Below are 25,783 nucleotides of genomic sequence, written 5' to 3' on the forward strand. Positions count from 1 at the left end.
CTTCAACAGCGAGTGCGCATAAAGTTTTCGTGGCCGCGCCAACAGGATGGCGATATCAATCGTCGCCATCGCCGCCGCCAGGCGCAAGCAGGCCCAGTTCCTCAAGATCAAGCTGCGTGATCGGGTCTTCGTCCTCACGCAATTCGTCGCTCATCATCGGCAGAGGCACGCCGAAATTGGAGGGAATGCGGCCGGAAAGCAGCCCTGCGCCCTTCAATTCCTCAAGGCCCGGCAGATCGCGCAGTTCCTCAAGGCCGAAATGGTCGAGAAACTCCACCGTGGTGCCGATCGTCACGGGCCGGCCGGGTGTACGCCTGCGGCCACGGAACCTGACCCAGCCCGCCTCCATCAGCACATCAAGCGTGCCGCGCGAGGTCTGAACACCGCGGATTTCCTCGATTTCGGCGCGTGTCACCGGTTGATGATATGCGATAATCGCAAGAACTTCCAGCGCCGCGCGCGACAGCTTCTTCGGCTCCTTCTCCTCGGCGCGGATGACGAAAGAAAGATCACCGGCGGTGCGAAAAGCCCATTGCCCGCCCACCTGCACGAGATTGACGCCCCGCTCCGCATAGAGAACCTTGAGACGCTGCAGAATGGCGACGACATCCATGCCGCGCGGCAGGCGCTCGGCGATGAAACCGACAGAAACCGGCTCGGACGAGGCGAAGACCAAAGCCTCGGCGATCCGCTCGGCCTCCTTCACCTGCCGTTCGGAAAACACCGTCTGTTCGGGCTCGGCCCCATCTGCCGCAATGGTGGCCTCGGCGGTCTCATCGTCATTCATCATTATCAGTCCTTTCGGCATTCACGGCACGGTCGTCCCTTGCGCCGCGGCGCATATAGATGGGCTGGAAAGCACCGTCCTGCCGGATTTGCAGCGAGCCCTCGCGCACCAGCTCCAGCGAAGCGGCAAAGGCGCTGGCAATCGCCGTCACGCGCATGGCCGGATCGGGCACATATTGCAGCAGATATTGATCGAGCACGGTCCATTCCCCGACATCGCCAAGGAGGTGGGTCAGAAGCTCGCGCGCCTCGACAAGCGACCAGACCTGCCGTTTTTCAATCGTGACCTGGGTAATCGCCTGACGCTGCCGCAGATTGGCATAGGCGCTGAGCAGATCGTAAAGATTGGCCTCATAGGCCGAGCGGTTGATATGCGGAATATGCTCCGGCGCGCCACGGGCAAAAACATCGCGGCCGAGCTGGGCGCGGTTGACGAGGCGTTCCGCCGCCTCGCGCATCGCCTCCAGGCGTTTCAGCCGGAAGGCCAGCGTCGCGGCCATTTCCTCGCCCGAGGGGCCTTCATCTTTGGATTGCTGCGGAATGAGGAGCTTGGATTTGAGGAAGGCGAGCCACGCCGCCATCACGAGATAATCGGCCGCCAGCTCGATGCGCACGCGGCGCGCACTTTCCACGAATTGCAGATATTGTTCGGCGAGCGCCAGCACCGAAATGCGCGCCAGATCGACCTTCTGCGTGCGGGCAAGATGCAGGAGAAGATCGAGCGGGCCTTCAAAACCCGCGACATCGATGACCAGCCCGGCCTCACCCGTCAACCGCTCCGGCGTCACATCCTGCCAGAGCTTGTCCATCGGCGTTGAATTGCGAGACTTGTCTGCGGCCATTGTTCCATCCGCCGGGCGTCCGGCCTTGATCCCGAGTGAGCGGCCGCCCCCAAGATCGTCAGGAAACGGCCCACATGGCGTTGAATTCGGCTCTCAGTTCCGCTTCGTCGGACGGGTCCGCAGTCGGGAAACCCGCTTCAACTGCCCGCACCCGCTCCAGCGAGCGGCCGGAAAGAACGGGAACCTCCTTCACGACTTCAAGCATTTCACCCATCACGCCGTTGCAATGCAAGACTATATCGCAGCCACCCGCAACAATATTCGCAGCCCGCTCGCCCAGCGTACCCTTCAACGCGTTCATGGAACTGTCGTCGGACATCAGCAGGCCATCAAAGCCGATACGACCGCGAATGATCTCCTCGATGACCTTCGGCGAGGTCGTAGCAGGCCGTTCGCGGTCGACGGCATTGAATACCAGATGCGCGCTCATCGCCATCAATTCGTGGTTCAGCGCCCGGAACGGCACAAAATCATGGGCGTCCAGCTCATCGAGCGGTACATCGACGACAGGCAGTTCATGATGCGAATCCACCATGCCGCGACCGTGACCCGGCATATGTTTCATGACAGGCAGCATGCCGCCCGCCTTCAGGCCATCGGCGGCCGCCTGCCCCATCTCGGCCACCATGGTCGGCGTGTAGCCATAGGCGCGGTTGCCGATGACGTTGCTGGCGCCTTCCACCGGCACGTCAAGCACCGGCAGGCAATCGACATTGATACCGAATTTCATGAGGTCGAAGGCATGCAGGCGCGACATCAGCCAGGCGGCACGCAGACCCGCCCCCCGGTCGCGCTCATAGATTTCACCGAGAATGCGGGCATTCGGATAGGCCTGCAGGATCGGCGGCTTGATGCGCTGAACACGCCCACCCTCCTGATCGATCAGAACCGGCGCGTCTGGCCGCCCGACGGCGTCGCGCATGGCGGCGACGAGATCGGTGATCTGCTGCGGCTCGCCGATATTGCGCCCGAACAGGATGAAGCCCCAGGGCTGTTCATCGCGGTAAAGGGCAATCTCGTCGGCGGTCAGCGAAAGCCCGCTGCATCCGAGGATCATAGCTTTGCAATCAGTCATGATGTCACGCTCTCAGGGAAGATAGGGGTAAGGGTAAGGAGACTGCGCCATCGGGACTGCGAAAATCGTCCGATAACCTCTCCGCCGTCATCCTCGGGCTTGATCCAAGAATCCATCGCTCCGGGTTGTGGATCCTCGGGTCAAGCCCGAGGATGACGCAGAGTGTGATGGAAGGTCCAAATACTCTAAGGGCTGCCTCATGCGGCAGCCCCAATCTTTCTACGCCGGATCAGCCTCTATCAGCGCGCTACCAGGCAGCTGCCGCCGGCTGAGCGGAACTTTTCGCACAGCGCCACGGCTTCGTTCTTGTCACCCGCCGGAATGCGGACGCGGTAGAACGTGCCCTTGCCGGCGATTTCGGCGGCCTTGATGTCGACGCCACGTCCACCGATGACCGAGCCGAACTTGGCCGACATGTTCTGGTAGGACTTCTGGGCTTCCGCCTGGCTCGGCAGCGAGGCGATCTGGATGTAGTAGCCACCGGCAGAAGGCGTGCTGGTCGCTGCCGGGGTCGCGGCTGCCGTCTGCTGTTGCGCGGCCTGCGGCTGTGCCGGAGCGGTCGCGGGGCGCACATTGCCCTGGTTGGTCACCGTTGCCACCACATTGGCAGGCTGCGAGGACGGACGTGCCGCTGGAAGCGGTGCTGCCGACTGCGCTGCCGGCTTGGCGGCGGCGGCAGGTGTGTTGGCCTGCGGCTGAGCCTGCTCCGGCGCGACCGGAACCCGCGATGCGGCGATGACGGCGGGAGCGCCCTCACCGGGCTTCGCGGTCTGCGGCGCTGCAAGCTCCTCGACCTTGTCGGCCTTCGGCGGCTGGGCTGCAGGTACCTCGACCTCCTGGGCAACCAGCGTGCCATCAGGCTTGACGATCATGGTGCGGACCTTGCGCGGCGAAACGCCGGTTGCAGCCGAACCTTCGTTCTGTGCGGCCTTTTCTTCCGGCGAAAGCAGACGCGGATCCTCGGTCTCGCCAACCGGCGTGCCGGCGGCTTCCATATCCGCGTCGTTTTCGCCTTCAAGCGGCAGTTGTTCGGGGATCAGCGTGCGCTGAACCACATCCACCGGCTGCTCGTTGCTGGAAATCAGCGCCGGCTGCTTCGGATCGGCAGCGCTGCCGCCGGCCACGCGGTCATAAACCGCCTTGTCCTGATTTGGCACGACGCGACCGCCCGGATTTTCCGGCACGACCTTCATCGGGTCATTGTCGGCGGAGATGATGACAGGTGCGCCATTGGAGCCCGTGCTGGACGAGCCGCCGGAAACCAGCGCGTAAACGCCGCCACCGATCAGCACCAGACCGATTGCGGCTGCAACCGGCATGATCCAGCGGCGACCGCCGCGTTCATCCTCGTCACGATAAGCCGCCGGATGCTCCACATAGGTATTCTCGGCGTCGCGGGACGCGTTGCCACGGGAAGCCGCAGCCTCCTGCATGGAACGACGGAAATCCTCTTCCAGCGCCCGTTCGAATTCATCGGCCTCTTCCGGAGCCTGAACAGGACGCGCCTGGGCGGCGCCGCGATTTTCCGCATGTTTGTGACGGTCGAGACCACCGGCGACAGCAGGCGCAAACAGCGTCGCTAGCTCGGTATCGATATCGAGATCTTCTTCGTGACGGCGCGCGGCCGGCTTGGGTTCAAAAACCCCGACCGGCAGTTCCGGCACATCCATTTCTATGATGGTTTCCGGATGTTCTTCCGTCTCGCCGATCTGCGAAGGATCGAAAGGCAGGCTTTCCAGCGTCTGCGGTGCGGCCGGCTGCGGTGCTGCAGCAGCGGGACGCGGCTGAACAGCAGCAGCAGCGACCGGTGCGGCAACGGCAACGGGAGCCGGGCGCGGCTGCGGCGCGGGCTGTTCTCTCACGGGCTGCGGCGCGACGGCAGCAACGGCAACCGGAGCGGCCGGCTGCTGGCGAACGGGTTGCGGCGCGGGCGCAGGTGCAACCTCCGCCTCGGCGATTTCAGACAAATCCAGATCAAGATCGAGATCGTCGAGCGCGAGCTCGAAATCATCATCGTTGAAGCCAGCGAAATCCGTGAAATCCAACTCTTCGACGGGTGCTGCGGGCGCAGCAGCGACAATCGGCGCTGCCTTCACCGGCGCGGCGGCGACCACGGGCAGCTCCACTTCCGCAGCCTGCGCAGCGGGAACGTCCTGCACGAGCGGTGTTTCGCCGCGACCGGGAATGGAATATTTCGCGACGTCGTAAATCAGCTCGTCCATCGGCGAGAGATGTTTCGATGCCGGCTTCTCGGCAACCTCAAACGCCAGAGGCTCCGCGGCAGGCGTGAAGGTCTCGGCAACCGGCGGTGCAAAGGACGGAGCGGTGTCTTCCGCCTGAACGAAGGCAGGTGCGGGAGCGACTTCAACCTGCGGCTCGATACGGGCTGCAGCAGGCTGCTGCTCGGAACGCGGCTCAACCCGCTTCGGATCGACAGCCGAAACATCCCGGCGCGCGCCGAAATTGGCAAGCGGCAGCCGCAGGCTGGAGAATTCCAGCGAAGACCGGCCGCCATGCGACGGCGGACGCACGGAAATCGGTGCGGGCGCTTCCTCGGCGACAGCTATTTCCACCTCATCGGCGAGATCGAAAGCCTGCGGCTCCGGCGCATAGGTCTGAACATTGCGCGAAACATCGGCCGGGAGCTCCGGCATGGCGTGCCATTCGGGTTGCACGGGCTCAGCGGCCTGCGGCTCTTCCCATGCCACCTGCTGGGCGGCCGGCTGATAAACCATCGGCTCGGCGGGACGCGACTGGCGCGAATGCACATCGAAAACTTCGGCCACCGCGCCGGCATCATCACGGAAATCCGCGCGAATATCCTGGGTGGTCGTTTCGACGTAGTTGTGAATATAGGCCTGATCGATTTCCGGAAGCGGCTCTTCCCTCACCTCTGGCGAAGATGCGGCCACGGGCGCTGGTTCAGCCACCGGCGCAAGCTCCGGCTCGCGGCGGGCGAAAACGGATTCGACACGCTGCATGAAATCGTTGGGGTGGATGCCCGCACGAACATCGTTTGCCGGATCAAGAACGACCGGATCGGCGTGCGGCGCATCGTAAACCTCGAACTCCCGAAGCAGCTCGTCTTCGAGGTTGAATTCGGGTTCGCGGCGGGTTGCCGGTGAGGCAGCGCGTGGCGCAGCTTCGGAACCCGCATGCGAAGGACGATCTTCGAAGCCGACGATACGTGCCAGCTCTGCCAGAGGATCGTTGTCAGCGAAGCCTTCGGACCGGGTGTCCCGGTTATACGCGACATTTTTTTCGACCATTACGTGTTCCACCATCTACGCATTGCAGCTCTTGCCAGCGTATTGTGAGCAAATAATGGTGATATGTTATCGCATTTCAGCAGGTGCGTCCGCTCCTAAAAGCGTAAGGCCGGACCTCAAAACATTTGCGACAGCATTCACCAGCCCAAGTCTGGCAATGCTCAATTCTCGGTTTTTATCGTTAATAAAACGTAATTCCGGCTGGTCTTTACCCTTGTTCCAGTGTCCATGGAAGGAACTGGCGAGATCATAGAGGTAAAAAGCAAGCCGGTGCGGCTCATGCGAAAGGGCTGCGGATTCGATCAGGCGCGGATATTCGGCGAGCTTTGCAACAAGCTGCAACTCATTGATATCACTGATCAAAGCGACAGATGCCGCCATCTCTTCCGCAGAGGGAGCAAGCCCCGGAAACGCTTCCTGCGCCTGCCGGAAGATCGACATTGAGCGGGCGTGCGCATATTGCACGTAAAAAACCGGATTATCCTTCGATTGTTCGGTCACTTTCGCGAAATCGAAGTCCAGCGGCTCGGAATTCTTCCGATAAAGCATCATGAATCGCACGGGATCGCGACCCACTTCGTCGACAACATCGCGCAGCGTGACGAAGTCGCCGGAGCGTTTCGACATCTTCACCGGCTCGCCGTCACGGAACAGCTTGACGAGCTGGCACAGAAGAACCGTCAGCTTCGACTTGCCCTCGGAGACGGCGCGCGCAACGGCTTCAAGACGCTTGACGTAACCGCCGTGGTCAGCACCGAGCACATAGATCATCTCGGAGAAACCGCGATCGAACTTGTTCTTGAAATAGGCAACGTCGGCGGCAAAATAGGTGTAGGAACCGTCCGACTTCATCAGCGCGCGGTCCATATCGTCGCCCACTTCCGTGGAGCGGAACAGCGTCTGTTCGCGGTCTTCCCAGTCCTCAGGCAATTCGCCCTTCGGCGGCGGCAGGGTGCCCTTGTAGACATGGCCCTTGAAGGTGAGGTCGTTGATGGCCGAGAGAATCGGACCGCCATTGCCCTCATGCAGCGTGCGCTCCGAGAAGAACACGTCGTGCCGGACGTTGAGCAGGGCAAGATCCTCGCGGATCATCACCATCATCGCGTCGATCGCCTTGTCCTTTACGATCGGCAGCCATTTTTCCTCGGGCATGGCGCGCAGCTTGATGCCATATTCATCCGCCAGCGCCTGGCCGACGGGAACGAGATAGTCACCGGGGTAGAGACCGGACGGAATGGTGCCGATATGTTCACCAAGCGCCTCGCGGTAACGCAGGAACACCGAACGGGCCAGCACATCGATCTGCGAGCCGGCATCGTTGATGTAATATTCCTTGGTAACGCCGTAACCCGCAAAAGCGAGCAGGTTCGCCAGCGTGTCGCCGACAACGGCGCCACGGCAATGGCCGACATGCATCGGGCCGGTCGGGTTGGCGGAGACATATTCGACGTTGATCTTCTGGCCAGCACCGACGGTGGAGCGGCCGAAATCGATGCCCTGACTGATCATATCGGCCAGAAGACGCTGCCAGTAACCGACCGAAACCTTGAGATTGATGAAGCCCGGACCGGCGACATTGACGCTGTCGACATCGCCATCCGCCTGAAGGGCGGGCACGATGAGTTCGGCAAGCGCGCGCGGATTGGTGCCGAGCGGCTTCGCCAGCACCATGGCGGCATTGGTTGCTACATCGCCGTGGCTCAGATCACGCGGGGATTCGACCGTAACTCGACTGAAATCGACCTTTTCGCGGTTCTCTTTCACGAGATCGAGGGTCTCGAGCGCGTTTTTGATCCTGGTATCGAAATCAGCAAAAATGTTCATCGTTCCAACCTGCGCGAAGGGCTTCTGTTTATGTCCGGCCATCATAACCGGGTCGGCTCCGCGATTGCCCGCTGCCCTATCTCAAATCGGGGGTGTGGTCAAACAGACGCTGGTGGGCGCGCAGTGCATAACTGTCGGTCATGCCGGCCAGATAGTCGCCCACATGCCGGGCTTTTGCGGCCACGCTCATGCCGGAAATGCTGTCCACCCAGTAGTGGCTCTGCATTTCCGCCGGCGTTTCCATATAACGGTGGAAAAGATCGGTAACGATCTGTGTCGCGCCGGCGCGGATGCGCATGATTTCCGGATGCCGGTAGATATGGCCAAACAGCAGCTTCTTGATCTGCCGGTCGGTCTCGGCCATCTCAGGCGAGAAGGTCGCAACGGTGAAATCGGCGGCGCGGATATCGGCGGCGCTTCGCGGTTTCAGGCGGGCAAGATTCTGCTGCGCCACACCGATCACATCCTCGACCATATGGGTGATCTGCCGGCGCATGATCTCATTGGCGAAACGCTCCTTGTCGAGTACGGGATATTTCGCCCGCACCTGCGCCATCAGGCCGCTCAGGAAAGGCACCTCCTCCAGCATCTCGAAGGTGAGATAACCGGCGCGCAGGCCGTCATCGATGTCGTGGGTATTATAGGCGATGTCATCGGCAATCGCCGCCACCTGCGCCTCGAGGCTCGCATAGCTGCCGATTTCCAGATCCTGCAGCTCGCAATATTCGAGGATGGGCAGCGGAACCGGTCCCTTGATCCCCCCGCCCTTGGCATTGACCAGCGGGCCGTTGTGCTTGACGAGACCCTCGAGCGTTTCCCATGTGAGGTTGATACCGTCATATTCGGCGTAGCGGCGCTCCAGCTTGGTGACGATGCGCAGCGATTGCGCATTGTGGTCGAAACCACCATAGGGCAACAGCACGGCATCCAGCGCGTCTTCGCCGGTATGACCGAAAGGCGTGTGGCCGAAATCATGCACCAGCGCCACGCCCTCAGCCAGATCCTCGTCCAGCTTCAGCGCGCGGGCAAGCGCTCGCGCAATCTGCGCGACTTCGATGGTGTGGGTGAGACGCGTGCGATAATGGTCGCCGTCAGGGCTGATGAAGACCTGCGTCTTGTGCTTCAGGCGGCGAAAAGCTGTCGTGTGGACGATGCGGTCACGGTCGCGCTGGAATTCGGAACGCGTCAGGCTTCCCTCTTCCGGAAAAAGACGTCCGCGCGTGGTCCATGGATCAGAGGCGAAAACCGCCCTCTCGCCGCTTCCGAAACCCAATGCGCGCTGGTCTATGATCATGCATCCACCTGTTGTCTTCTCTGGCCGGCACTTCCTTTGGTCTCGGCCATTGACCTTTTCATTCACCCTTCATACCTATCGCAGAGGTCAGCGCAAAGCATCATCGCCGCGCTGACCGCCTTCACACAGGCTATAGACCGGTAATTTGACCGGTTTATAATGGTGACAACGAGATTATTGCTCTCCGGTTCTTGACCCCGGCAGGAGAAACGACATGGAAAACAGCGACATTACCCTTTCGGAAGCAGCGGCGAAGCGAATCGCCCAGATCGTCGCGGCCGACGCCGGCAAACAGGCGCTGCGCGTTTCGGTGGAAGGCGGCGGCTGCTCGGGCTTCTCCTACAAGTTCGATCTGGCCGAAGACAAAGCCGATGACGACATCGTGATTGCGCGCGGCGACGCCAAGGTGCTGATCGACAGCCTGTCGGTTGTCTATATGGCCGGCTCCGAAATCGACTTTGTGGACAATCTGCTCGGCCAATCCTTCCAGATCAAGAACCCCAATGCCGTAGCAAGCTGCGGCTGTGGCACGAGCTTCTCGATTTGAGTGGGAAATACCGGCGCGCAATCCGCACGCCAGCCACCAAGCTTTGAAATAACTCGCATCTCTCTCCTCCCCTCATTCCTGTGCCTGTCGCAGGAGGCCGGTCGACGCACGTCTGTGCGGCGGGAAGTGTCCTTCACCCCAAGGACTTGGATTGGCTGGATTCCTGTGCCAAGCACAGGAATGAGGGAGGAAAAAACGCAGCGATGCCGCCCGCCCGGCGTCTTTCCACCACATCCGCACGGCCATTTCCCAAAAACGGTGGCAATCGATTTTGCATCGGGTAAAAGTACCCTCACAAAAGGGAAACTCCGATGAAGATTGCCACCTGGAACATCAATGGCGTCAAGGCGCGTATCGAAAACCTCTGCCAGTGGCTGAAGGATTCATCGCCTGATATCGTCTGCCTTCAGGAAATCAAATCGGTCGATGAGGGTTTTCCCCGGCTTGAGCTGGAAGCGCTCGGCTATCACGTCGAGACTCACGGCCAGAAGGGCTTCAATGGCGTCGCGCTGCTCTCGAAGGTAAAGCCCGACGAGGTCAATCGCGGCCTGCCGGGTGACGATGCCGATGAACAGGCGCGTTTCATCGAAGGCGTGTTTTCCGTGGAAGGCGGCGCGATCCGCGTCTGCTCGCTTTACCTGCCGAACGGCAATCCGCCTGACGATCCGGTCAAATATCCCTACAAGCTTGCCTGGATGGAGCGGCTGCGGCGTTTTGCCGAAGATCGCCTCGCGCTCGAGGAACCTCTCATTCTGGCCGGCGACTACAACGTCATTCCCGAGCCCTTCGATTGCCACGACCCACGCGTGTGGGAAGGCGACGCATTGTTCCTGCCAAAGACCCGCGCAGCCTTCCGCAAGCTGGAGAATCTGGGCTTCACCGATGCCGCGCGGGCGACGACGGATGAAGCAGGACTTTATTCCTTCTGGGATTATCAGGCCGGCGCATGGCCGAAAAACAACGGCATCCGCATCGATCATCTGATGTTGTCGGCGGAAGCTGCCGACAGGCTGCAATCCGTCAGCATCGAAAAACATGTGCGGGCCTGGGAAAAACCGTCCGACCATGTGCCGGTCTGCGGTTATTTCGCGTTCAGTCCCGCCGGCTGACGACCGGCCCTCTTCAGGCGGAAAAAGCCGCCCTGATCGCCATTCTCAATCCGGATCGTTGAACTGCATGTTCTGCGCCATGGCGATTGCCGCGCGGCGATCATTCTCGCCGGCGAGCGAAAAAGCCTGCTCCTGCAGGTTCTGTATCCAGGTGCAGTCCGCCGCCGTGCATTTGTCGAGCGCGGCCGTCATGAAGGCCAGCCCCTGCGTCGTCTGGCCTTCCTGGAAGATCAGGTTGCCGAAGATCGACATGGCGCCGGCATGGCCGTGCTTGCGGGCCTGGTTGAGCCACTTCTTGGCCTGCTGCACATCAGCGCGGCCGCCCTCGCCGGCGAGAATCATCTCCGCCAGACGGAACTGCGCTTCAGCAACACCAAAGGTGGAGGCCACCTGGAAATAAAGCTGGCGGGCCTGCGAAAGGTCCATTTTGACAGGGCTGCCGGGAATGCCGTGACGGTAATAATCGGCGAGAGAAAGCAGCGCATTGACGAAGAAGCCGGTATCTTCCGAACCCGGCTCGACGCCCTGATTGGCGATTTCGCTGTAGATCTTGAAAGCCTCGAAGTCGTTCTTGGCGACGCCGTCGCCATAGGCGTACATATTGGCCAGCGCCCAGCGCGAGCCGGTATGACCCTTTTCAGCCGCGTAGCGATAGGCCTCGACGGCTTCACCCTTGTTACCGTTCTTGTAGGCTTTGAAGCCGAACTTGAACAGGTCGAAGGGGCCGGATTCCTTGGTCACGCCCGCATTGATGTCAAAAGCCGCAGCAGGCATTGCGAGCGACGCAAGCAACATGCCCATGAGGAGCGGCTTTAAAACGTTGGCTTCACATTTCAGCATTTCAGCGAACTTCTCTCACTCTTCCCGGCATATAGCCAATACTTGCGGAATACTGCAAAGCCGAACCCGCCGGGTCGCGATTTTTCGAACACACTGCGTCTTTCCGGCAGCACTTTCCAGCGCACCACCGGTGGTCATCTGCGGCAATTGCCCTCATTTTCCAGTGAGACAGATATAGGCATAATTTCCGGCAATATAACGGCATTTCACCGTCCACCGGTCAGCGCCAAACAAGAAAGCCGGACCCAATTCCCGTATTACTTGCTTAAACCCTGAATCCAAACCCGTTTTCACTTTCCGGCCTTGCGCACCACCACATCAAACGCCTGCATGTTCTTTCATTCCCGCGTCCCTAAACATAAGCCAAGCACCCTGTTTGTGGCGGGAAATGGACAGATATGCTCACATTCCAACGCGACCACACGCTTGCAGAAAAGTGTTGCCAAATCGTCACAAAACTTTCGGGCTAGAAAATTTTATCGAGCAGGAATCATAGTCGCGCATGAAAAAAGGCCCGGTTGGTAAACCGGACCTTTATTTTAGCATCTGTGGAAGGATGGTATCAGAACTTGACCTTCACGCCGGTCGAGATTGCTGCGACGAGGTCGTTACCGAAGTCGTAGCCTGCCTCGTTGCCGCAGGTGAAGCCTGCGCCGCACGGTCCGCCATTGATGGACGAGCTACCCGAGGTGAGAAGGCCGAGAGCACCGGCAATCTTGAACTCGATGTTCTTGTTCGGGGAGTAGACGATCTGCGTACCCAGCGTCCAGGTATCGGTCTGGGTGCCGATGACGGTCGATGTACCGCGATCCCAGGTCAGGCTTACAGCACCGCTCCACTGTTCGTTGAACTTGTGACCAACGCCGCCGGAAATCGTCCAGCCGTCGCGATAGAACAGGTCGAGCGTATTCAGCGTGTCTGCGCCACTCGGAACGCAGGGAGACGTGCCGACCGCGCAGAAAGGAATGACCTGAATCTGGCTCCAGTCCGTCCACTTGACCGAACCGAAAGCAAGCCAGTCCGGCGCAATACCGGATTGCACCTTGAGCTCGATACTGTCTGGCATGGAAACAGAGCCATAGATCGGCACGAGCTTGCCGCCGTATTTTGCAAGCGTGGGAGATATGGACGGCGGCGTCTGCGGGATCGCCCTGACGTCGGCGAAACCGGTCAGGTCGTGATCGACGGCGCTGTTGTAAACGAGGCTCGCACGGAACGCGATCTCGGGAATCTCATAGGCCATGCCGGCGCGCCAGCCCCAGCCGTCACCTTCCATCTCAAGTTTGCCGACGCCGCTGAAGCTGGACCAGGCCGGATTGAGGCCCAGAACGGCCGGGCCGAGAACCTGACGGTATTTATAACCGCTCAATTCCTGATAGAAGCCGCCGCCGATGATCGAGAAGTCACCCTTGCCAAGATCGAACTTCACCCGGCAGGTGGTGGCGTAATTGTGCGACTTGACCTTGGTTTCGATATTGTAGCTCGATCCCTGCCAGATGCCGGGATTGAGATGCGCGCCCCATGGCTGCGAATAGTCGAACATGCAGTCGCCGAAATCGCCGATTGCCGCCTTGGCGCCGACGCGGGTCGACCAGAAGTTTTCAGAGTCATCTGCGCTTCTTGACCAGGCCGCAGGCAAAGGACCGCTCTTCAGCGGATTGTCCCGCGCATTCTCCACCTTGCGCTGCGGCGCGACAAAGGTCGCGGAACTGTCGAGAACATAATCGGACGGATCGAACAGCAGGTCGATATTGTAACCACCGCGCTCAAGGCCACCCGCCAGTGAAGGCGTTACCGCCGCGATGCTGACTGCGAAACATACCGCGCCGCGAAAAATTGCAGTTTTTGCCATCTCTCTCCCCAATCAAGGCAATGTGATCATCAAAAGAGTGAAGCGCTTCGCAGCAAATGACAATCTGCCGCACACTGGCACAGTTCTGCGACACTTCTCCATTTTTTACGTAAGAATTTGATGTCGATCCCCTTGCATAGTCATTTTAGGTTATTTTTCTAATCCAATTGAAGCAATCCGACATAAAATGAAACAAATTCCCACTTGAGACAGGAATTGTCTCCAAATAACCACACTCACGGGTTTCCCGAGGAAACGCGCTTATCAGGCCGTTTTTGTTGGCTTTTTTAACTGTTCGGACAGTTTCTTGCTGAAAATGGCGTGAAATAATCGCTCATTCGAGCGCACATGATTCGCCATTGCAGTGCAGCAATCAATCGAGACGACTTGTTACGCCAAAGCAAAAAAACGCCCCGTTTCAAACGGGGCGTTTTTGTTTCTCCAAAGCCGTAAGCGGTATTACCCCGCTTCGCTGACCCGTGTGAGCGCCGTTCTCAGGCTTGCAAGCTGCACTTCCAGCTCGGCCTTGCGCTCGCGCTCGGCAGCAACCACTTCCGGATCGGCATTGGCCACGAATTTTTCGTTCGACAGCTTTTTGTCGATGCGCTCCATTTCCGCATCCACCTTGCCGATCGCCTTTTCGAGACGGGTCTGCTCAGCCGCGAGATCAACGAGGTTGCCGAGCGGCAGGCAGACCGTCGCCTCGCCAACGATGATCTGCGCGGAACCCTTCGGCGCAACCTCGGCGGCACGGATTTCATCCGCCCGTGCTAAGCGCCGGATGGCGGCGGCGTGGCGGTCGAGCCGCGCTTCGGTGGAGGTATTGGCGCCGACGACCACAAGCGAGGCGGTGGCGCCCGGCGGCACATTCATTTCGGCGCGCGCGGAGCGGATGCCGGAAACGAGATCGATCAGCCAGTTGATTTCCGCAGCTGCGGCATCATCGCGGAACTCCGGCGTCGGCCAGTCGGTGAGGCAAAGCAGATCATCCCGCTCCTCGCCCTCGCCCGCCGTGTGCGCCCAAAGCTCTTCGGTCATGAAGGGCATGAAGGGATGCAGGAGCTTGTAGATTTCTTCCAGAACATAGGCCGCACAGGCCTGGGATTCCCGTTTCGCCTTTTCGTCCTCGCCGCCGAAGACGGGCTTCAGCAGTTCCAGATACCAGTCACAGAACTGGTTCCAGACGAAGCGATAGAGAATGCCTGACGCATCGTTGAAGCGGAAATTCTCAAGCGCCGCCGTCACGTCGCGCGCCGTATTGGCAAGCTCGGTCAGGATCCAGCGGTTGATGGTCAACGATGCGGTTTCAGCCAGGAAGTGCGGATCGCGCTTGACGCCATTCATCTCGGCAAAGCGCGTGGCGTTCCAAAGCTTGGTGCCGAAGTTGCGGTAACCGGCGATACGTGCCGGATCGAGCTTCACGTCGCGACCCTGCGCCGCCATGATGGCCAGCGTGAAACGCAGCGCATCCGCGCCGTATTCGTCGATCAGTTCCAGCGGGTCGATGACGTTGCCCTTGGACTTCGACATCTTCTGGCCGTTCTTGTCGCGAACCAGCGCGTGAATATAGACCGTGCTGAAGGGCTCAACCGGATTGCCGGCGTCGTCCTTCATGAAATGCAGGCCCATCTGCATCATCCGCACCACCCAGAAGGGGATGATGTCGAAACCGGTGACCAGCACGTTGGTCGGGTAATAACGCGCCAGTTCCGGCGTCTGTTCGGGCCAGCCGAGTGTCGAGAACGGCCAGAGCGCCGACGAGAACCAGGTGTCGAGCACGTCTTCGTCGCGCGTCAGGATTTCGCCCGGCGCGAAGTTCTCAAGCTTCTCTTCGACCCAGGCCTTCCACGGACCTTCATGGGCGATATAGTGCTGGATGGCGGCCTGCAGGGCCTCTTCTTCGGTCTTCTCAACAAAGACCTGCCCGTCCGGGCCATACCATGCGGGAATCTGGTGTCCCCACCACAATTGCCGCGAGATGCACCACGGCTGGATATTCTCCATCCACTGGAAGTAAGTGTTTTCCCAGTTCTTCGGCACAAAATTGGTGCGGCCTTCGCGAACCGAGGCAATCGCTGGCTGCGCCAGCGTCTTGTTGTCCACCCACCACTGGTCGGTCAGGCGCGGCTCGATCGGCACGCCGCCGCGGTCGCCATGCGGCACCACATGCTTGTGCGGCTCGATCTTGTCGAGCAGCCCGGCCTCTTCGAAGATTTCAACGATGATCTTGCGCGCGGTAAAGCGATCCTGTCCTTCCAGACGATCCCATGCGCCGTGCAGCGCAGCGGGATGGCTGAGACCTTCGAGGAAATCCTCGTTCTCCTTGATGGTGATCGTGCCGTCGATATTCATGACATTGATGGCGCGCAGGCCGCAGCGCTTGCCGACTTCGAAATCGTTGAAGTCATGCGCGGGCGTGATCTTCACGGCGCCCGTGCCGGCGGTCGGATCGGCATAGTCATCGGCAACGATCGGGACCTTGCGGCCGACGATCGGCAGGATGACGTGCTTGCCGACAATGCCCTTGTAACGCTCATCCTCAGGGTTCACCGCAATACCGGTATCGCCGAGCATCGTTTCCGGACGCGTCGTGGCGACGACGATATAATCGCGGGTCTCGAACTCGGTGGGCTTGCCCTCCTCATCGAAAGCGATCGGATACTGATAGGTAACGCCCTTTTCGAGCGGGTAGCGCAGGTGCCAGAGATTGCCCTTGACCTCGATCTGCTCGACTTCCATGTCGGAAATCGCGGTCAGCAGCTTCGGGTCCCAGTTGACCAGACGCTTGTCCTTATAGATCAGGCCCTGCTTGTAGAGCGTGACGAAAACTTCGAGTACAGCTTCGGAGAGACCTTCATCCATGGTGAAGCGCTCACGCGACCAGTCGCAGGATGCGCCAAGGCGTTTCAGCTGGTTGAAGATCAGGCCACCTGATTCAGCCTTCCATTCCCAGACCTTCTCCACGAAAGCCTCGCGGCCCATCTCGCGGCGGCCCGGAAGCTGGCTTTCCATCAGCTTGCGCTCGACGACCATCTGCGTGGCGATGCCGGCATGGTCCATGCCCGGCTGCCACAGCACGTCCTTGCCGCGCATACGCTCGAAGCGGACCAGAATATCCTGCAGCGTGTTGTTGAGCGCGTGGCCCATATGCAGGGAGCCGGTCACATTCGGCGGCGGGATGACGATGGTGAAGGTTTCCGCGCCCGGCTTGGCGTTGGCGCCGGCACGAAAAGCATTAGCCTCGTCCCAGGCTTTGGCGATCTTCGGTTCGACGGATGCGGAATCGTAGGTCTTTTCGAGCATTTCCTGACCTGAATTTTAGAGTTCTTGTGTGGATTTTTTTAAATAAGGATGGACGGGAGAGAGTCAACAGAAACCCGCCCGCGAGCCAACCATTGAGCGGACCCACGGGTGACTATGACCCCATAACACCTTCATCTTCAACAAAAAAGCCGCCCCGTTGCCGGAGCGGCCGCTGTTTCATCGCATCATCAGCAATTGCAGATGCGACAAGAGCGGGACTTAGCGGCGCGAACCGCGCGCCACGCGCTCGATTTCCTCGCGCACGAGACGCTCCACCAGCGTCGGCAGATTGTCTTCCAGCCAGTCCTGCAGCATCGGGCGCAGCATCTCGGCGGCCATATCCTCGATCGAGCGCCGCTCGACACCGTCGAAAACCTCCGCCAGCTCGCTGAAGGAACGGGCGATCTGCGCACCGGCAGCGGCGGAAAGCAGATTGAGCGACAGGCCGCCCTCAACATCCGCCTCGTCTTTTGCCTGCAACTCGGCCAGATCGAATGTCGGCGTATCAACGACAGGGTTCAGCACCGCGATGTCGAAACGCTCCGCTGTCAGCGGCGTTTCAATAGCACCGCGCAGAGTAAGCTGATCGAAACGGCTTTCGGCCGAAGGCGCGCTTTCGACGGCGGCAGCGGCGGCGCGATCCTCAGCGGCAAAAGATGCCGGCTGCTCGTTCACACCTGCGGCCACCACGGCTGCCATCAGCGGCCGAACATCCGTCGGACGCTGCGGCGCGGCGCGGTCGGAAGACGATACGGACGAAGGCTGCGATACATTCGGGGCGGCTGCGGCCGGCAACCCGGTCTCGGCCGCGCCACGCTGCGCCTGCGCGGCGAAAGCCTGCGGTCCCATGGCGGCGTTACGGTCGGCGGCAGCACGCACACGGGCGGCGACATCGGCAAGCGACATGGTCTTTTCGGCAGAGCTTTCCTGCCGTTCAGCCATGGGCCCTTCAGAAATCGGCGAAAAATCCTGCGCAGGCCGTGCGCCAAAAGCCTGGTTTGCGGCGGGGGGAACGCGTGCCGGCGGGCTGATGGGCTCCGCCACGAAGGCCGCTTCGCTTGCAGCCTCGTCTTCATCGTCATAGACCGGCGGCAACTGCCCGGAAAACGCGCCGGTGGGTCCGGTCTCGTTGCTTTCGATGATCCGGCGGATAGACGCCAGAATCTCTTCCATGGACGGTTCACGCGCTACGCTTGGCTGAGCCATATCAATCCCCGGTTTCCACTCTTCGAGCGCCCTTACCGCATCCCACGGACATCGGATGAAGCGCTCCTTGACCTGTTCAATTCGCACATCGCGTTTCCGACAACCAAAATCGATCGTCACACCGATGCTCTGAAACATGGTCGGCCAAAGCGCTTGAGCAATTTTGCCGTCCCTGTCACAGGATCATGCGGGGCAGAAATACGCACACCCCGAATCACCCTTAGTTTAGGTCAGCATAGCGAGGAACTAAATCACTGATTCGACAAGTTTCGTGATGATGCACAGCTTTGTGAGAGCGGCCGGGAGGAAGCGCTCTTCCGGCAAACCAAACGCAAAAACGCCGGGGCGGAAAGTCCACCCCGGCGTCAAAAAGACGATGATCGTTTGCCGATCAGAAAACGAATTCAGCCGCCTTGGCAAAACCCGGCACCGGCTTGACCGACGCATTGAAGAAGGTAGCGGCCGATGTGCCGTTACCATCGCGGCGATAGACGGTGGCCTTCGCGGCTCCGCCATATCCGACAACGACAACCAGACGTCCGCCGTCGCGGAGCTGATCGATCAACGCCGCCGGCACTTCTTCCACCGAGCCATTGATGAAAATGAGGTCATAGGGCGCTTCGCCCGCATAGCCCTTTTCGAGATCGCCGGTCACGACGGCGACATTGTCATATCCGAGCGAAGCCAGCGTCTCGGTCGCCTGTGCGGCCAGCGCCTCATCGCTTTCGAGCGAAACCACCGAACCGGCAAGCTGGGAAAGAATGGCAGCCGCATAACCTGCACCACCGCCGACTTCCAGGACGACGTCTTCCTTCGATACGGCCGAAAGCTGCAGCAGCTTCGCCAGCGGCGAAGTCTTCATGACATAACGGGCCGGGCGGCCGTCGCGGGCGGGACAGATCTGCAGGTCCTCGTCCACATAGGCAATCTGCCGCACGCCCGCCGGCACGAAAGCCTCGCGCGGCACGCTCAAAAACGCCTTCAGCACGGAATGCGACGTCACGTCGGTCGTGCGCAACTGGCTGTCGACCATATTGGCGCGTGCGGTTTCGAAATCCATCATGTCCTTATCGCCTCAATTTCACGGATAGGGGCCAAAAACCAGCCCAAGTCGGAAGATGCAGCCGACCGTTAAAACAATCTCATAATTGCCAGAGGCTGCGCTTTCAAGCGCGCTCATTGGCTGGGGTCCTAAAAAGCACCGGAGGGTGATGTAAATTTCCCGCGATTGGCGTGAATCGCATCGTCAGGAAGCAGGAATATCCGGCATGATCCAGCAGAAAAGCTGAACGAGATCGCTCCAAAGCTGCGTCAGGTCCTCGATCATCTGGATCGTCGTCACATAGGCATAGATCGCCAAGACAGTCACGACACCGAGGAGCAGCCATGGCCAGAGCCTGCGGTTCCTGCCGTTGCCCGCCTTGTCCTGCCGATCCTGATCCACGCTCTTCTCCTGCATTCTGGCCAAAAAAACAGCGCGCATGCGCGTCATCTACGGGTCGCAGATCTGATGTAATGCCGATGGTGGAGAAATTTGGAGGCCTCGCCCGGAATTGAACCGGGGTACAAGGATTTGCAGTCCTCTGCGTCACCACTCCGCCACGAGGCCTCAGACGCTCATCAATCAAGCGATGGCGGGCATTTAGAACGAATCCATTATGGGCGCAAGAGGGTTCGTTCCGAATGTAGTGTTTTTTCGGATAGGACCGGCACGCAGCAAAAGTGGGTCACCTAAGCGCTTAAGATTCCGAAGCTTTTTGTATCTGCTTCATATCTCGGAAGAAAACAAAGCCCGCATCCGGCGCGTTTGCGCCGTCGCGGGCAATGCTGCATCTTATATGCCGATCGGTCAGATCCGTCCAAGCAGGACCAGGATCAAGACGATGACCAGAACCAGTCCGAGACCACCCGAGGGGCCGTAGCCGTAATTATGGTAACCCCAGCTGGGCAGCGCGCCGATCAGGAAAAGAATGAGCAGGATGACGAGGATGGTGCCGAGCATGTGTAACCCTCCACTGTTGGCATGTGTCTGCCTGATTGAATGATGAAACGCGCAAAAAGTTCCCTTTCCTGCAGGTCCGGCAGCATAATTGCAGGCAGGCATCCTGTTCCGTTTCAACGGGTTACACCGGCAGTTCAAGAATGCGGCCCTTGCTCCCGTCTCCTGAAGTAATTCTCTGGCTAATTATATCGCGGCGGGAAGCTCCGGATGCGAATGACAGGCCTGCCCTCACGCGGATCGACCAAACCAGCGATTTATTCGTGGTAATTTCTCGGCCTATGTCTATCGGCAGTTGTCCGTCATATTAAGCGCCAGTCCCCCGTACCCTGAAACTGGCGGGAGACGGAGAGATCTGGCATCACTGGCAGTGCGCCAGATCTCTCCCGCCCCTCCCCAAGGGCCTCAAATTCTCCTTTGCAGGCACACGGATATTTTACCGACCGTGTCACGCCTTTGCCTTGCCTTGCCGGTTTCAGTCCGGCTAGACCCCGTGCCGGGAGGGAGAAACGAGAATCATATGTCCGGTTTTGCGAACCTCATCCCGCTTTTCATCTTTGGCCTGCTCGTCTACTTTTTCTTTCGCTGGGTCGCGCGCGACATTCAGAATCCGAAAAGCAAATAGTCGGGGAAAATCGCCTCCGGCCCCTTGCCCGCCGGGAACCGCCGCGCCTCCATCTCGTTTTCACAGACGCACTTCGGAGGACAGGATGAAAACGCTCGCATCATCGGCCACTATAGCGCTTGCACTGGCACTTGCCGGATGCACCGCCGGCACGACCGCCTATGTCGGCCCCGCGCCCTATGTCGAACCCATCCCCGGCAGCATCATCTACAGGGGCCAGCCGCGCACAAAGCTGACGAAATCACCGATCGGCAGCACCTTCAGCCACGAATTCCGCATAGACGGCAGCACAAGGGCGGTGGAAACCTATCGCATTGCGCCCGACCGCTCGCTGGAACTCATCGACCGGCGCATCATTCGCGACTGGCTGTTCGGGCGCGACGACTGACCGCACCGCAACCGGCAGAAACGCATCCGCAACGGGATTGCGCATCCTGACCGGTTCGTTTAGAGCCGGGCGCAACAACCAAGATGGATAGGCGATGAATACGCGCTGGCAAAAACCCGTCCTGATCGCGTTCGAAACGCCGGGCGATTACACGAGCATCGAAACCACGCAGGCCGCCTCCTGGGCGCTGATCGAGGACTGGCCGATAGAAGACGGCGATGCGCTGGACAAGGCGCTGCTGATCTGCGCCGCCGTCGATGCAGGCCGGAAAAAGCCCGAGGACGCGCGCAAGGCCTTCATCGCAGCCGCAATCGAAGCGGGCCTCGATATCAAGGCCTGATGGCGCAATAACTGGGGCCGCAGACTATAAATGCCGCCTGCAGCGCTACGTTTTCAACAAGACAGGTTCGATGGATCGCAACAGATGGAAGCTTCCGGAAACATGAAAAAAGCCCTGTTCATTTTTCTCCTCTCCTGCCTGGCGATCGGCCTTCTCGGCCACCTCGTGGTCGCCTTCGTCGTCACAGGCTGAAGCGTGAAAACGCCCTCCGTCGAAAGGCGGAGAGGCTGGATTTTAGAATTTCCTGAATTTCATTCTTTCGTTATGGAACCGCGATAAACTTTGACCGTTCTCTTTTCACTCAACAGGAGGAGGGTTGGAATGCGTGACGGATTGAACGGTTTTCTCGAAATCTCGATGATCGGCTTCGTGGTCGCAAGCTGCCTTTTCATGGTCAACCTGCCGATTTGACCCACCTCAAAAATCTATCTCCGACAGAACCGGCGACTTGACGTTCCGGCGTAAAAAATGCGGCCTTTTGGGCCGCATTTCTGTTTCAACAAATCATCACATCAGGCAGAAAGCTTGGCGGCCAGCTTGGCGACATGGGCGCCCTGATAACGAGCGGCTTCCAGCTCGATTTCGGAAGGCTGACGCGAACCATCGCCATCGGTGATGGTGGAGGCGCCATAGGGCGAACCGCCCTTGATTTCATCAACGCCCATCTGGCCCTGGAAAGCATAGGGCAGGCCGACAACGGCCATGCCGTGGTGCAGGAAGGTGGGGATGAAGCCGAGAATGGTGGATTCTTGACCGCCATGCTGGGTGGCGGACGAGGTGAAGGCCGAGCCGACCTTGCCGACCAGCTTGCCACTGAACCACAGGCCACCGGTCTGGTCCCAGAAATTGCGCATCTGCGACGCCACCGTGCCGAAACGCGTGCCGGCGCCGACGATGATCGCATCGTAACCCGCCAGTTCGTCCACCGTCGCCACCGGAGCCGGCTGGTCCAGCTTGAAGTGGGAGGACTTGGCAACCTCTTCCGGAACGAGTTCGGGAACGCGCTTCACCACGGCTTCCGCGCCGGTGGACTTCACGCCCTCGGCAACCGCATAGGCCATTTTCTCGATATGGCCGTAAGAGGAGTAATAAAGTACCAGAACCTTCGTCATTCTCTTCGTTTCCTTTGCTGGAACTGTTTCCGGCGTACCGGCGACAAGCTTCTTTAAAAACTCGATGATCATCGGCGTTGACCTGTAAAAACCGTATGACAAAAACGTAGCGGACGGATCGGTCTCTCGCCAGCCGGGGATTGGCATACGCACTGTTCACGATGAGTGAACACTCGATGCCATCGTCAACCAATCCCCGTTTTGCGTTTCTTTAAAACCGCTTTGCATTCGCACTGGCGCGGCGTTAACGTCTGACAAAACAGATGACGAGTGCACCCATGTCCAACCCCTCCTCCACCTCCTCCGTTGTTACCGCCGCCATGCTTGCCATCGGCGACGAACTGCTTTCGGGCCGCACCAAGGACAAGAATATCGGGCACCTCGCGGATGTGCTCACCATGTCCGGAATTGACCTGAAGGAAGTGCGCATCGTCGCCGACGAGGAGGAAGCGATCGTGGAAGCGCTGAACGCGCTGCGCAGCCGTTATGATTATGTCTTCACCTCGGGCGGCATCGGCCCGACCCATGACGACATCACCGCGGATGCGGTATCAGTGGCATTCGGCCTGCCCTGCGAACACGACGCCGAGGCGCTGCGCCTGCTCGGTGACATGTATCGCGTCCGCGAAATGGAATTCACCGAGGCGCGCAAGCGCATGGCGCGCATGCCGAGAGGCGCCGCCCACATCGCCAACCCCGTTTCCGTCGCCCCCGGCTTCGTCATCGGCAATGTCCACGTCATGGCCGGCGTGCCGCAGGTGTTCCAGGCCATGCTCGACAATGTCATGCCGACGCTGCGCACCGGCGCGAAAGTCATGTCGCAGGCGGTGCGTTCGCCCTATGGCGAAGGTGATATCGGCACGCCGCTGACGGCCATCCAGAAGGCGCATCCCGAAACCAGCATCGGCTCCTATCCGAAATATGACGGGCAGCGTTTTTCGACGGAGATCGTCGTGCGCGCCCGCGACGCTGGCGTGCTGAAGGCGGCGACCGAAGCGGTTGCGGCCATGATCGAAACCATCGGCCAGGAGAAACAATTGGCCGCCAGCAAGGGCGATGCAACCGCCTGAAACGAAAAGGCCTGAAACAAAAAAGTTTGACCAAAATCAAGGTGGCCATCGGCGAAGACGGCCACTCTCCCCCTAGAAACTAGATGTCACCGAGGAGAGAGAAATGGGTTACAAAACGATATTGGCAGTGGTCGATAATGTTTCGAACACGCAGAAGCTCGGCGAATTCGTGGTGAGCCTTGCCGACCAGTTTTCCTCGCATGTGATTGGCCTGCACATGGAAACGCTGGCCGCCGTTCCGCTCGTCGCGCCGATGGAGATTCCCGATCCCGCCACCGTGCAGGCGCTGCAGGATGTGGCGCACAAGGAAACCACCGACGTCGGGACTATCTTCGAGCACACCCTGTCCGCCAATGGCATCTCGCATGAATGGCGCAGCTTCGTCACCTCGGTGGGTTACGCCTCCGCATCGGCGATCGACAGCGCGCGCTGCGCCGATCTCATCGTCGCCCGCCAGAGCAGCTCCTCTGCACTGTCAGACAGCCGCTCGGATATTGACGGCTTCCTTTATGAAAGCGGCCGCCCCGTTCTCCTCGTGCCGCATGTGCTGACCGTCGCCAAACCGATCAAGCGCGTCCTGATCGCCTGGAACGGCTCGCGCGAGGCGACCCGCGCCACCTTCGACGCCCTGCCCTTCCTGAAGGCCGCAGACAGTGTCGAGATTTTCTCCGTCGATCAGGCCGAAAGCGAAACGCAGTCTTCCGGCCTTGCCGGCGCGGAACTGGCCGCAACCCTCGCCCGCCACGGCGTCAATGTCACCGTCACCTCGCAGGAAAAGATCGCAGGGATCTCGCCGCAGGCCGCCATCGAGAACCGCCTGTCGGACAACAGCATCGACCTTCTGGTCATGGGCGCTTATGGCCATTCCCGCTGGTGGGAGCTGCTGTTCGGCGGCGTGACGCGCACGCTGCTCGATTCCATGACGGCGATGACGCTGCTGTCGCGTTGAATAAGGATGCGGCGCAAACAATGCCGCATACCCTCCGTATCCCGCATTATAACAGCGATCACCGCTTGTTTCTTCTCCCCGCCGGGGAGAAGTCCGCGGCAGCGGGATGAGGGGGCGACAGTCGAGATATGCGGTGAGGCTTCCCCCTCATCCGACCCTTCGGGCCACCTTCTCCCCGGCGGGGAGAAGAAACAGGCGGCAATCTCCCGCCCTGTCCTTTTAGCGGAAAGCTTGCCTTTTTGCCGGTCTTGCGGCTATTAGCCAAAGCCATCGACAATTTTGACCAGATGGTAGACGACATGTCCCTTCCCGATAAAGCCTTTCCCGTTTCCTGGGACCAGTTCCACCGCGACGCCCGTGCGCTTGCCTGGCGTCTTGCCGGTCTCGACAAAGAGTTCCGGGCAATCGTCTGTATCACCCGCGGCGGCCTCGTGCCGGCGGCGATCATTTCCCGTGAACTGAATATCCGCATGATCGACACGGTCTGCATCGCCACGCGTCATGACTATGTGAACCAGGGCGACACGGTTCTGCTGAAGGGCGTGGCCCCGGAACTGACGAGCGATGCCGGCGAAGGCGTACTTGTTGTCGACGACCTGACCGATACCGGCAAGACCGCGCTTGAAGTGCGCGAAATGCTGCCGAAGGCGCATTTCGCCTGTGTTTATGCCAAGCCGAAGGGCGTGCCGACCATCGACACCTTCGTCACCGAAGTCAGCCAGGATACCTGGATTTATTTTCCCTGGGACATGGGCTTCACCTATCAGGAGCCGATCGCCAAGGGATCGCGCGGCTGATTGCCGGCCGCCATTAGAAAATCGGACAAAAAAACCGCCCCGCCGAGGGCGGTTTTTTTTGGAGAAAAGCCTTCTTTGACGACGGCGGAAAAACACGGAAAAACCGCAGTGTCGCCATTATGCCTCACCCCGGAAATGCGGGGTTTTGTCTTTCCGTTGCGGAAACCAGTCTCGCGCAAGCTTCAAATTTTCCCGCCAAGTCACTGATTTTTCTAATCGCTTTTCCTATCCCCGTTTTCCACAGGCACTTCACACAATATCTTGTGGTTAAAAATGGGTTTCAATCTATGGCTTGACGAATCTGTGCCGCGAGAGGAAAGTGACATTTATGTTGCGGCGGCAACGGACCGGAAAGTAACGAGGCCGGTTCTTCTCCATCTTCAGCGCGCATGTCCAAAGCGGCGTCCCGGCCATGAGGGGGCGGTTCGCCGCAGGCTTTTGCGCACCTTTCGGAACCGCCAAAAACATGACGCGGGGACTGGCGGCAGGAAGCTGTTGATACTATATTTAGTATTCCATGACATGCTTGCAGCCGAATAAGCCACGAGATACAGGG

The 25,783-nt window shown here is 59.7% G+C and carries 21 protein-coding genes and 1 tRNA gene; 7 read left to right on the forward strand and 15 right to left on the reverse strand.

Features of this window, described 5'->3' with window-relative positions; genetic code table 11:
* Positions 1 to 55: 55 nt before the first annotated feature.
* The 6 genes from scpB to QRN60_RS08255 all read right to left on the reverse strand — a co-directional run bounded on the left by scpB (position 56) and on the right by QRN60_RS08255 (position 9,090).
* Complete coding sequence (gene scpB, locus QRN60_RS08230; protein WP_099085363.1) at positions 56 to 790, reverse strand: SMC-Scp complex subunit ScpB; 735 nt, start codon at positions 788 to 790, stop codon at positions 56 to 58.
* Positions 780 to 1,628 (reverse strand): segregation and condensation protein A, encoded by an 849-nt coding sequence (locus QRN60_RS08235; protein ID WP_129564973.1) that lies wholly within the window; start codon positions 1,626 to 1,628, stop codon positions 780 to 782. Before QRN60_RS08235 ends, scpB begins: the two co-directional genes overlap by 11 nt.
* Positions 1,629 to 1,686: 58 nt before the next feature.
* Positions 1,687 to 2,703, reverse strand: coding sequence for a beta-N-acetylhexosaminidase (gene nagZ, locus QRN60_RS08240; RefSeq protein WP_003509725.1), 1,017 nt, complete (start codon positions 2,701 to 2,703; stop codon positions 1,687 to 1,689).
* 239 nt (positions 2,704 to 2,942) lie between these two features.
* A complete protein-coding gene (locus tag QRN60_RS08245; RefSeq protein WP_284765287.1) occupies positions 2,943 to 5,972 on the reverse strand; it encodes an SPOR domain-containing protein in 3,030 nt (1,009 codons plus the stop codon).
* Positions 5,973 to 6,038: 66 nt separating this feature from the next.
* The gene (gene argS, locus QRN60_RS08250) at positions 6,039 to 7,796 is read right to left on the reverse strand and encodes an arginine--tRNA ligase (protein WP_129564975.1); all 1,758 of its coding nucleotides are present in this window, start codon (positions 7,794 to 7,796) and stop codon (positions 6,039 to 6,041) included.
* Positions 7,797 to 7,872: 76 nt separating this feature from the next.
* Entirely contained in the window at positions 7,873 to 9,090 is a 1,218-nt protein-coding gene (locus tag QRN60_RS08255) for a deoxyguanosinetriphosphate triphosphohydrolase (protein ID WP_129564976.1), read from the reverse strand.
* 214 nt (positions 9,091 to 9,304) lie between these two features.
* Between QRN60_RS08255 and erpA the strand changes: the two genes are divergently transcribed.
* Together erpA and xth are read left to right on the forward strand one after the other, a co-directional pair.
* A complete protein-coding gene (gene erpA, locus QRN60_RS08260; protein ID WP_003509729.1) occupies positions 9,305 to 9,637 on the forward strand; it encodes an iron-sulfur cluster insertion protein ErpA in 333 nt (110 codons plus the stop codon).
* Positions 9,638 to 9,948: 311 nt separating this feature from the next.
* Complete coding sequence (gene xth / locus QRN60_RS08265; RefSeq protein WP_020811523.1) at positions 9,949 to 10,746, forward strand: exodeoxyribonuclease III; 798 nt, start codon at positions 9,949 to 9,951, stop codon at positions 10,744 to 10,746.
* Between the two features lie 45 nt (positions 10,747 to 10,791).
* Here the strand turns inward: xth and exoR are convergent, their stop codons facing one another.
* The 8 genes from exoR to QRN60_RS08305 form a co-directional block, all read right to left on the reverse strand.
* Positions 10,792 to 11,586, reverse strand: a complete 795-nt coding sequence (gene exoR, locus QRN60_RS08270; protein ID WP_003509731.1) for an exopolysaccharide production regulator ExoR — start codon at positions 11,584 to 11,586, stop codon at positions 10,792 to 10,794.
* Positions 11,587 to 12,148: 562 nt separating this feature from the next.
* On the reverse strand, positions 12,149 to 13,438 hold the full coding sequence (locus QRN60_RS08275) for an outer membrane protein transport protein (protein ID WP_003509739.1): 1,290 nt from the start codon (positions 13,436 to 13,438) through the stop codon (positions 12,149 to 12,151).
* A 459-nt stretch (positions 13,439 to 13,897) separates the two neighbouring features.
* On the reverse strand, positions 13,898 to 16,741 hold the full coding sequence (locus tag QRN60_RS08280; RefSeq protein WP_113076807.1) for a valine--tRNA ligase: 2,844 nt from the start codon (positions 16,739 to 16,741) through the stop codon (positions 13,898 to 13,900).
* Between the two features lie 219 nt (positions 16,742 to 16,960).
* The gene (gene popZ / locus QRN60_RS08285; protein ID WP_129564977.1) at positions 16,961 to 17,947 is read right to left on the reverse strand and encodes a cell division protein PopZ; all 987 of its coding nucleotides are present in this window, start codon (positions 17,945 to 17,947) and stop codon (positions 16,961 to 16,963) included.
* A gap of 391 nt (positions 17,948 to 18,338) precedes the next feature.
* Positions 18,339 to 19,010, reverse strand: a complete 672-nt coding sequence (locus tag QRN60_RS08290; RefSeq protein ID WP_020810546.1) for a protein-L-isoaspartate O-methyltransferase family protein — start codon at positions 19,008 to 19,010, stop codon at positions 18,339 to 18,341.
* Between the two features lie 183 nt (positions 19,011 to 19,193).
* Positions 19,194 to 19,391 carry a hypothetical protein gene (locus QRN60_RS08295; protein WP_129564978.1) on the reverse strand — a complete coding sequence of 66 codons (198 nt, stop codon included), beginning with the start codon at positions 19,389 to 19,391 and terminating at the stop codon, positions 19,194 to 19,196.
* Between the two features lie 91 nt (positions 19,392 to 19,482).
* Positions 19,483 to 19,556 (reverse strand) — tRNA-Cys (locus tag QRN60_RS08300).
* Positions 19,557 to 19,796: 240 nt separating this feature from the next.
* Positions 19,797 to 19,949, reverse strand: coding sequence for a DUF3309 family protein (locus tag QRN60_RS08305; RefSeq protein WP_003495626.1), 153 nt, complete (start codon positions 19,947 to 19,949; stop codon positions 19,797 to 19,799).
* A 707-nt stretch (positions 19,950 to 20,656) separates the two neighbouring features.
* On the opposite strand from QRN60_RS08305, the gene QRN60_RS08310 reads away from it, so the two are divergent.
* Both QRN60_RS08310 and QRN60_RS08315 read left to right on the forward strand, forming a co-directional pair.
* Complete coding sequence (locus tag QRN60_RS08310) at positions 20,657 to 20,959, forward strand: hypothetical protein (protein WP_003509745.1); 303 nt, start codon at positions 20,657 to 20,659, stop codon at positions 20,957 to 20,959.
* A gap of 94 nt (positions 20,960 to 21,053) precedes the next feature.
* Positions 21,054 to 21,299: a DUF982 domain-containing protein gene (locus tag QRN60_RS08315; RefSeq protein ID WP_003509748.1), complete on the forward strand. Its 246-nt coding sequence runs from the start codon at positions 21,054 to 21,056 to the stop codon at positions 21,297 to 21,299.
* A 512-nt stretch (positions 21,300 to 21,811) separates the two neighbouring features.
* Here the strand turns inward: QRN60_RS08315 and wrbA are convergent.
* Positions 21,812 to 22,411 carry an NAD(P)H:quinone oxidoreductase type IV gene (gene wrbA, locus QRN60_RS08320; protein ID WP_031233953.1) on the reverse strand — a complete coding sequence of 200 codons (600 nt, stop codon included), beginning with the start codon at positions 22,409 to 22,411 and terminating at the stop codon, positions 21,812 to 21,814.
* 278 nt (positions 22,412 to 22,689) lie between these two features.
* On the opposite strand from wrbA, the gene QRN60_RS08325 reads away from it, so the two are divergent.
* The 3 genes from QRN60_RS08325 to gpt all read left to right on the forward strand — a co-directional run bounded on the left by QRN60_RS08325 (position 22,690) and on the right by gpt (position 25,227).
* A complete protein-coding gene (locus QRN60_RS08325) occupies positions 22,690 to 23,481 on the forward strand; it encodes a competence/damage-inducible protein A (RefSeq protein ID WP_060724326.1) in 792 nt (263 codons plus the stop codon).
* A gap of 103 nt (positions 23,482 to 23,584) precedes the next feature.
* Positions 23,585 to 24,430, forward strand: a complete 846-nt coding sequence (locus QRN60_RS08330; protein ID WP_087744131.1) for a universal stress protein — start codon at positions 23,585 to 23,587, stop codon at positions 24,428 to 24,430.
* Between the two features lie 299 nt (positions 24,431 to 24,729).
* Entirely contained in the window at positions 24,730 to 25,227 is a 498-nt protein-coding gene (gpt, locus tag QRN60_RS08335; RefSeq protein WP_060724333.1) for a xanthine phosphoribosyltransferase, read from the forward strand.
* Positions 25,228 to 25,783 lie beyond the last annotated feature (556 nt).

It is taken from the genome of Agrobacterium sp. CFBP2214 (assembly GCF_030209895.1).
In the GTDB taxonomy this organism is placed as follows: domain Bacteria; phylum Pseudomonadota; class Alphaproteobacteria; order Rhizobiales; family Rhizobiaceae; genus Agrobacterium; species Agrobacterium radiobacter.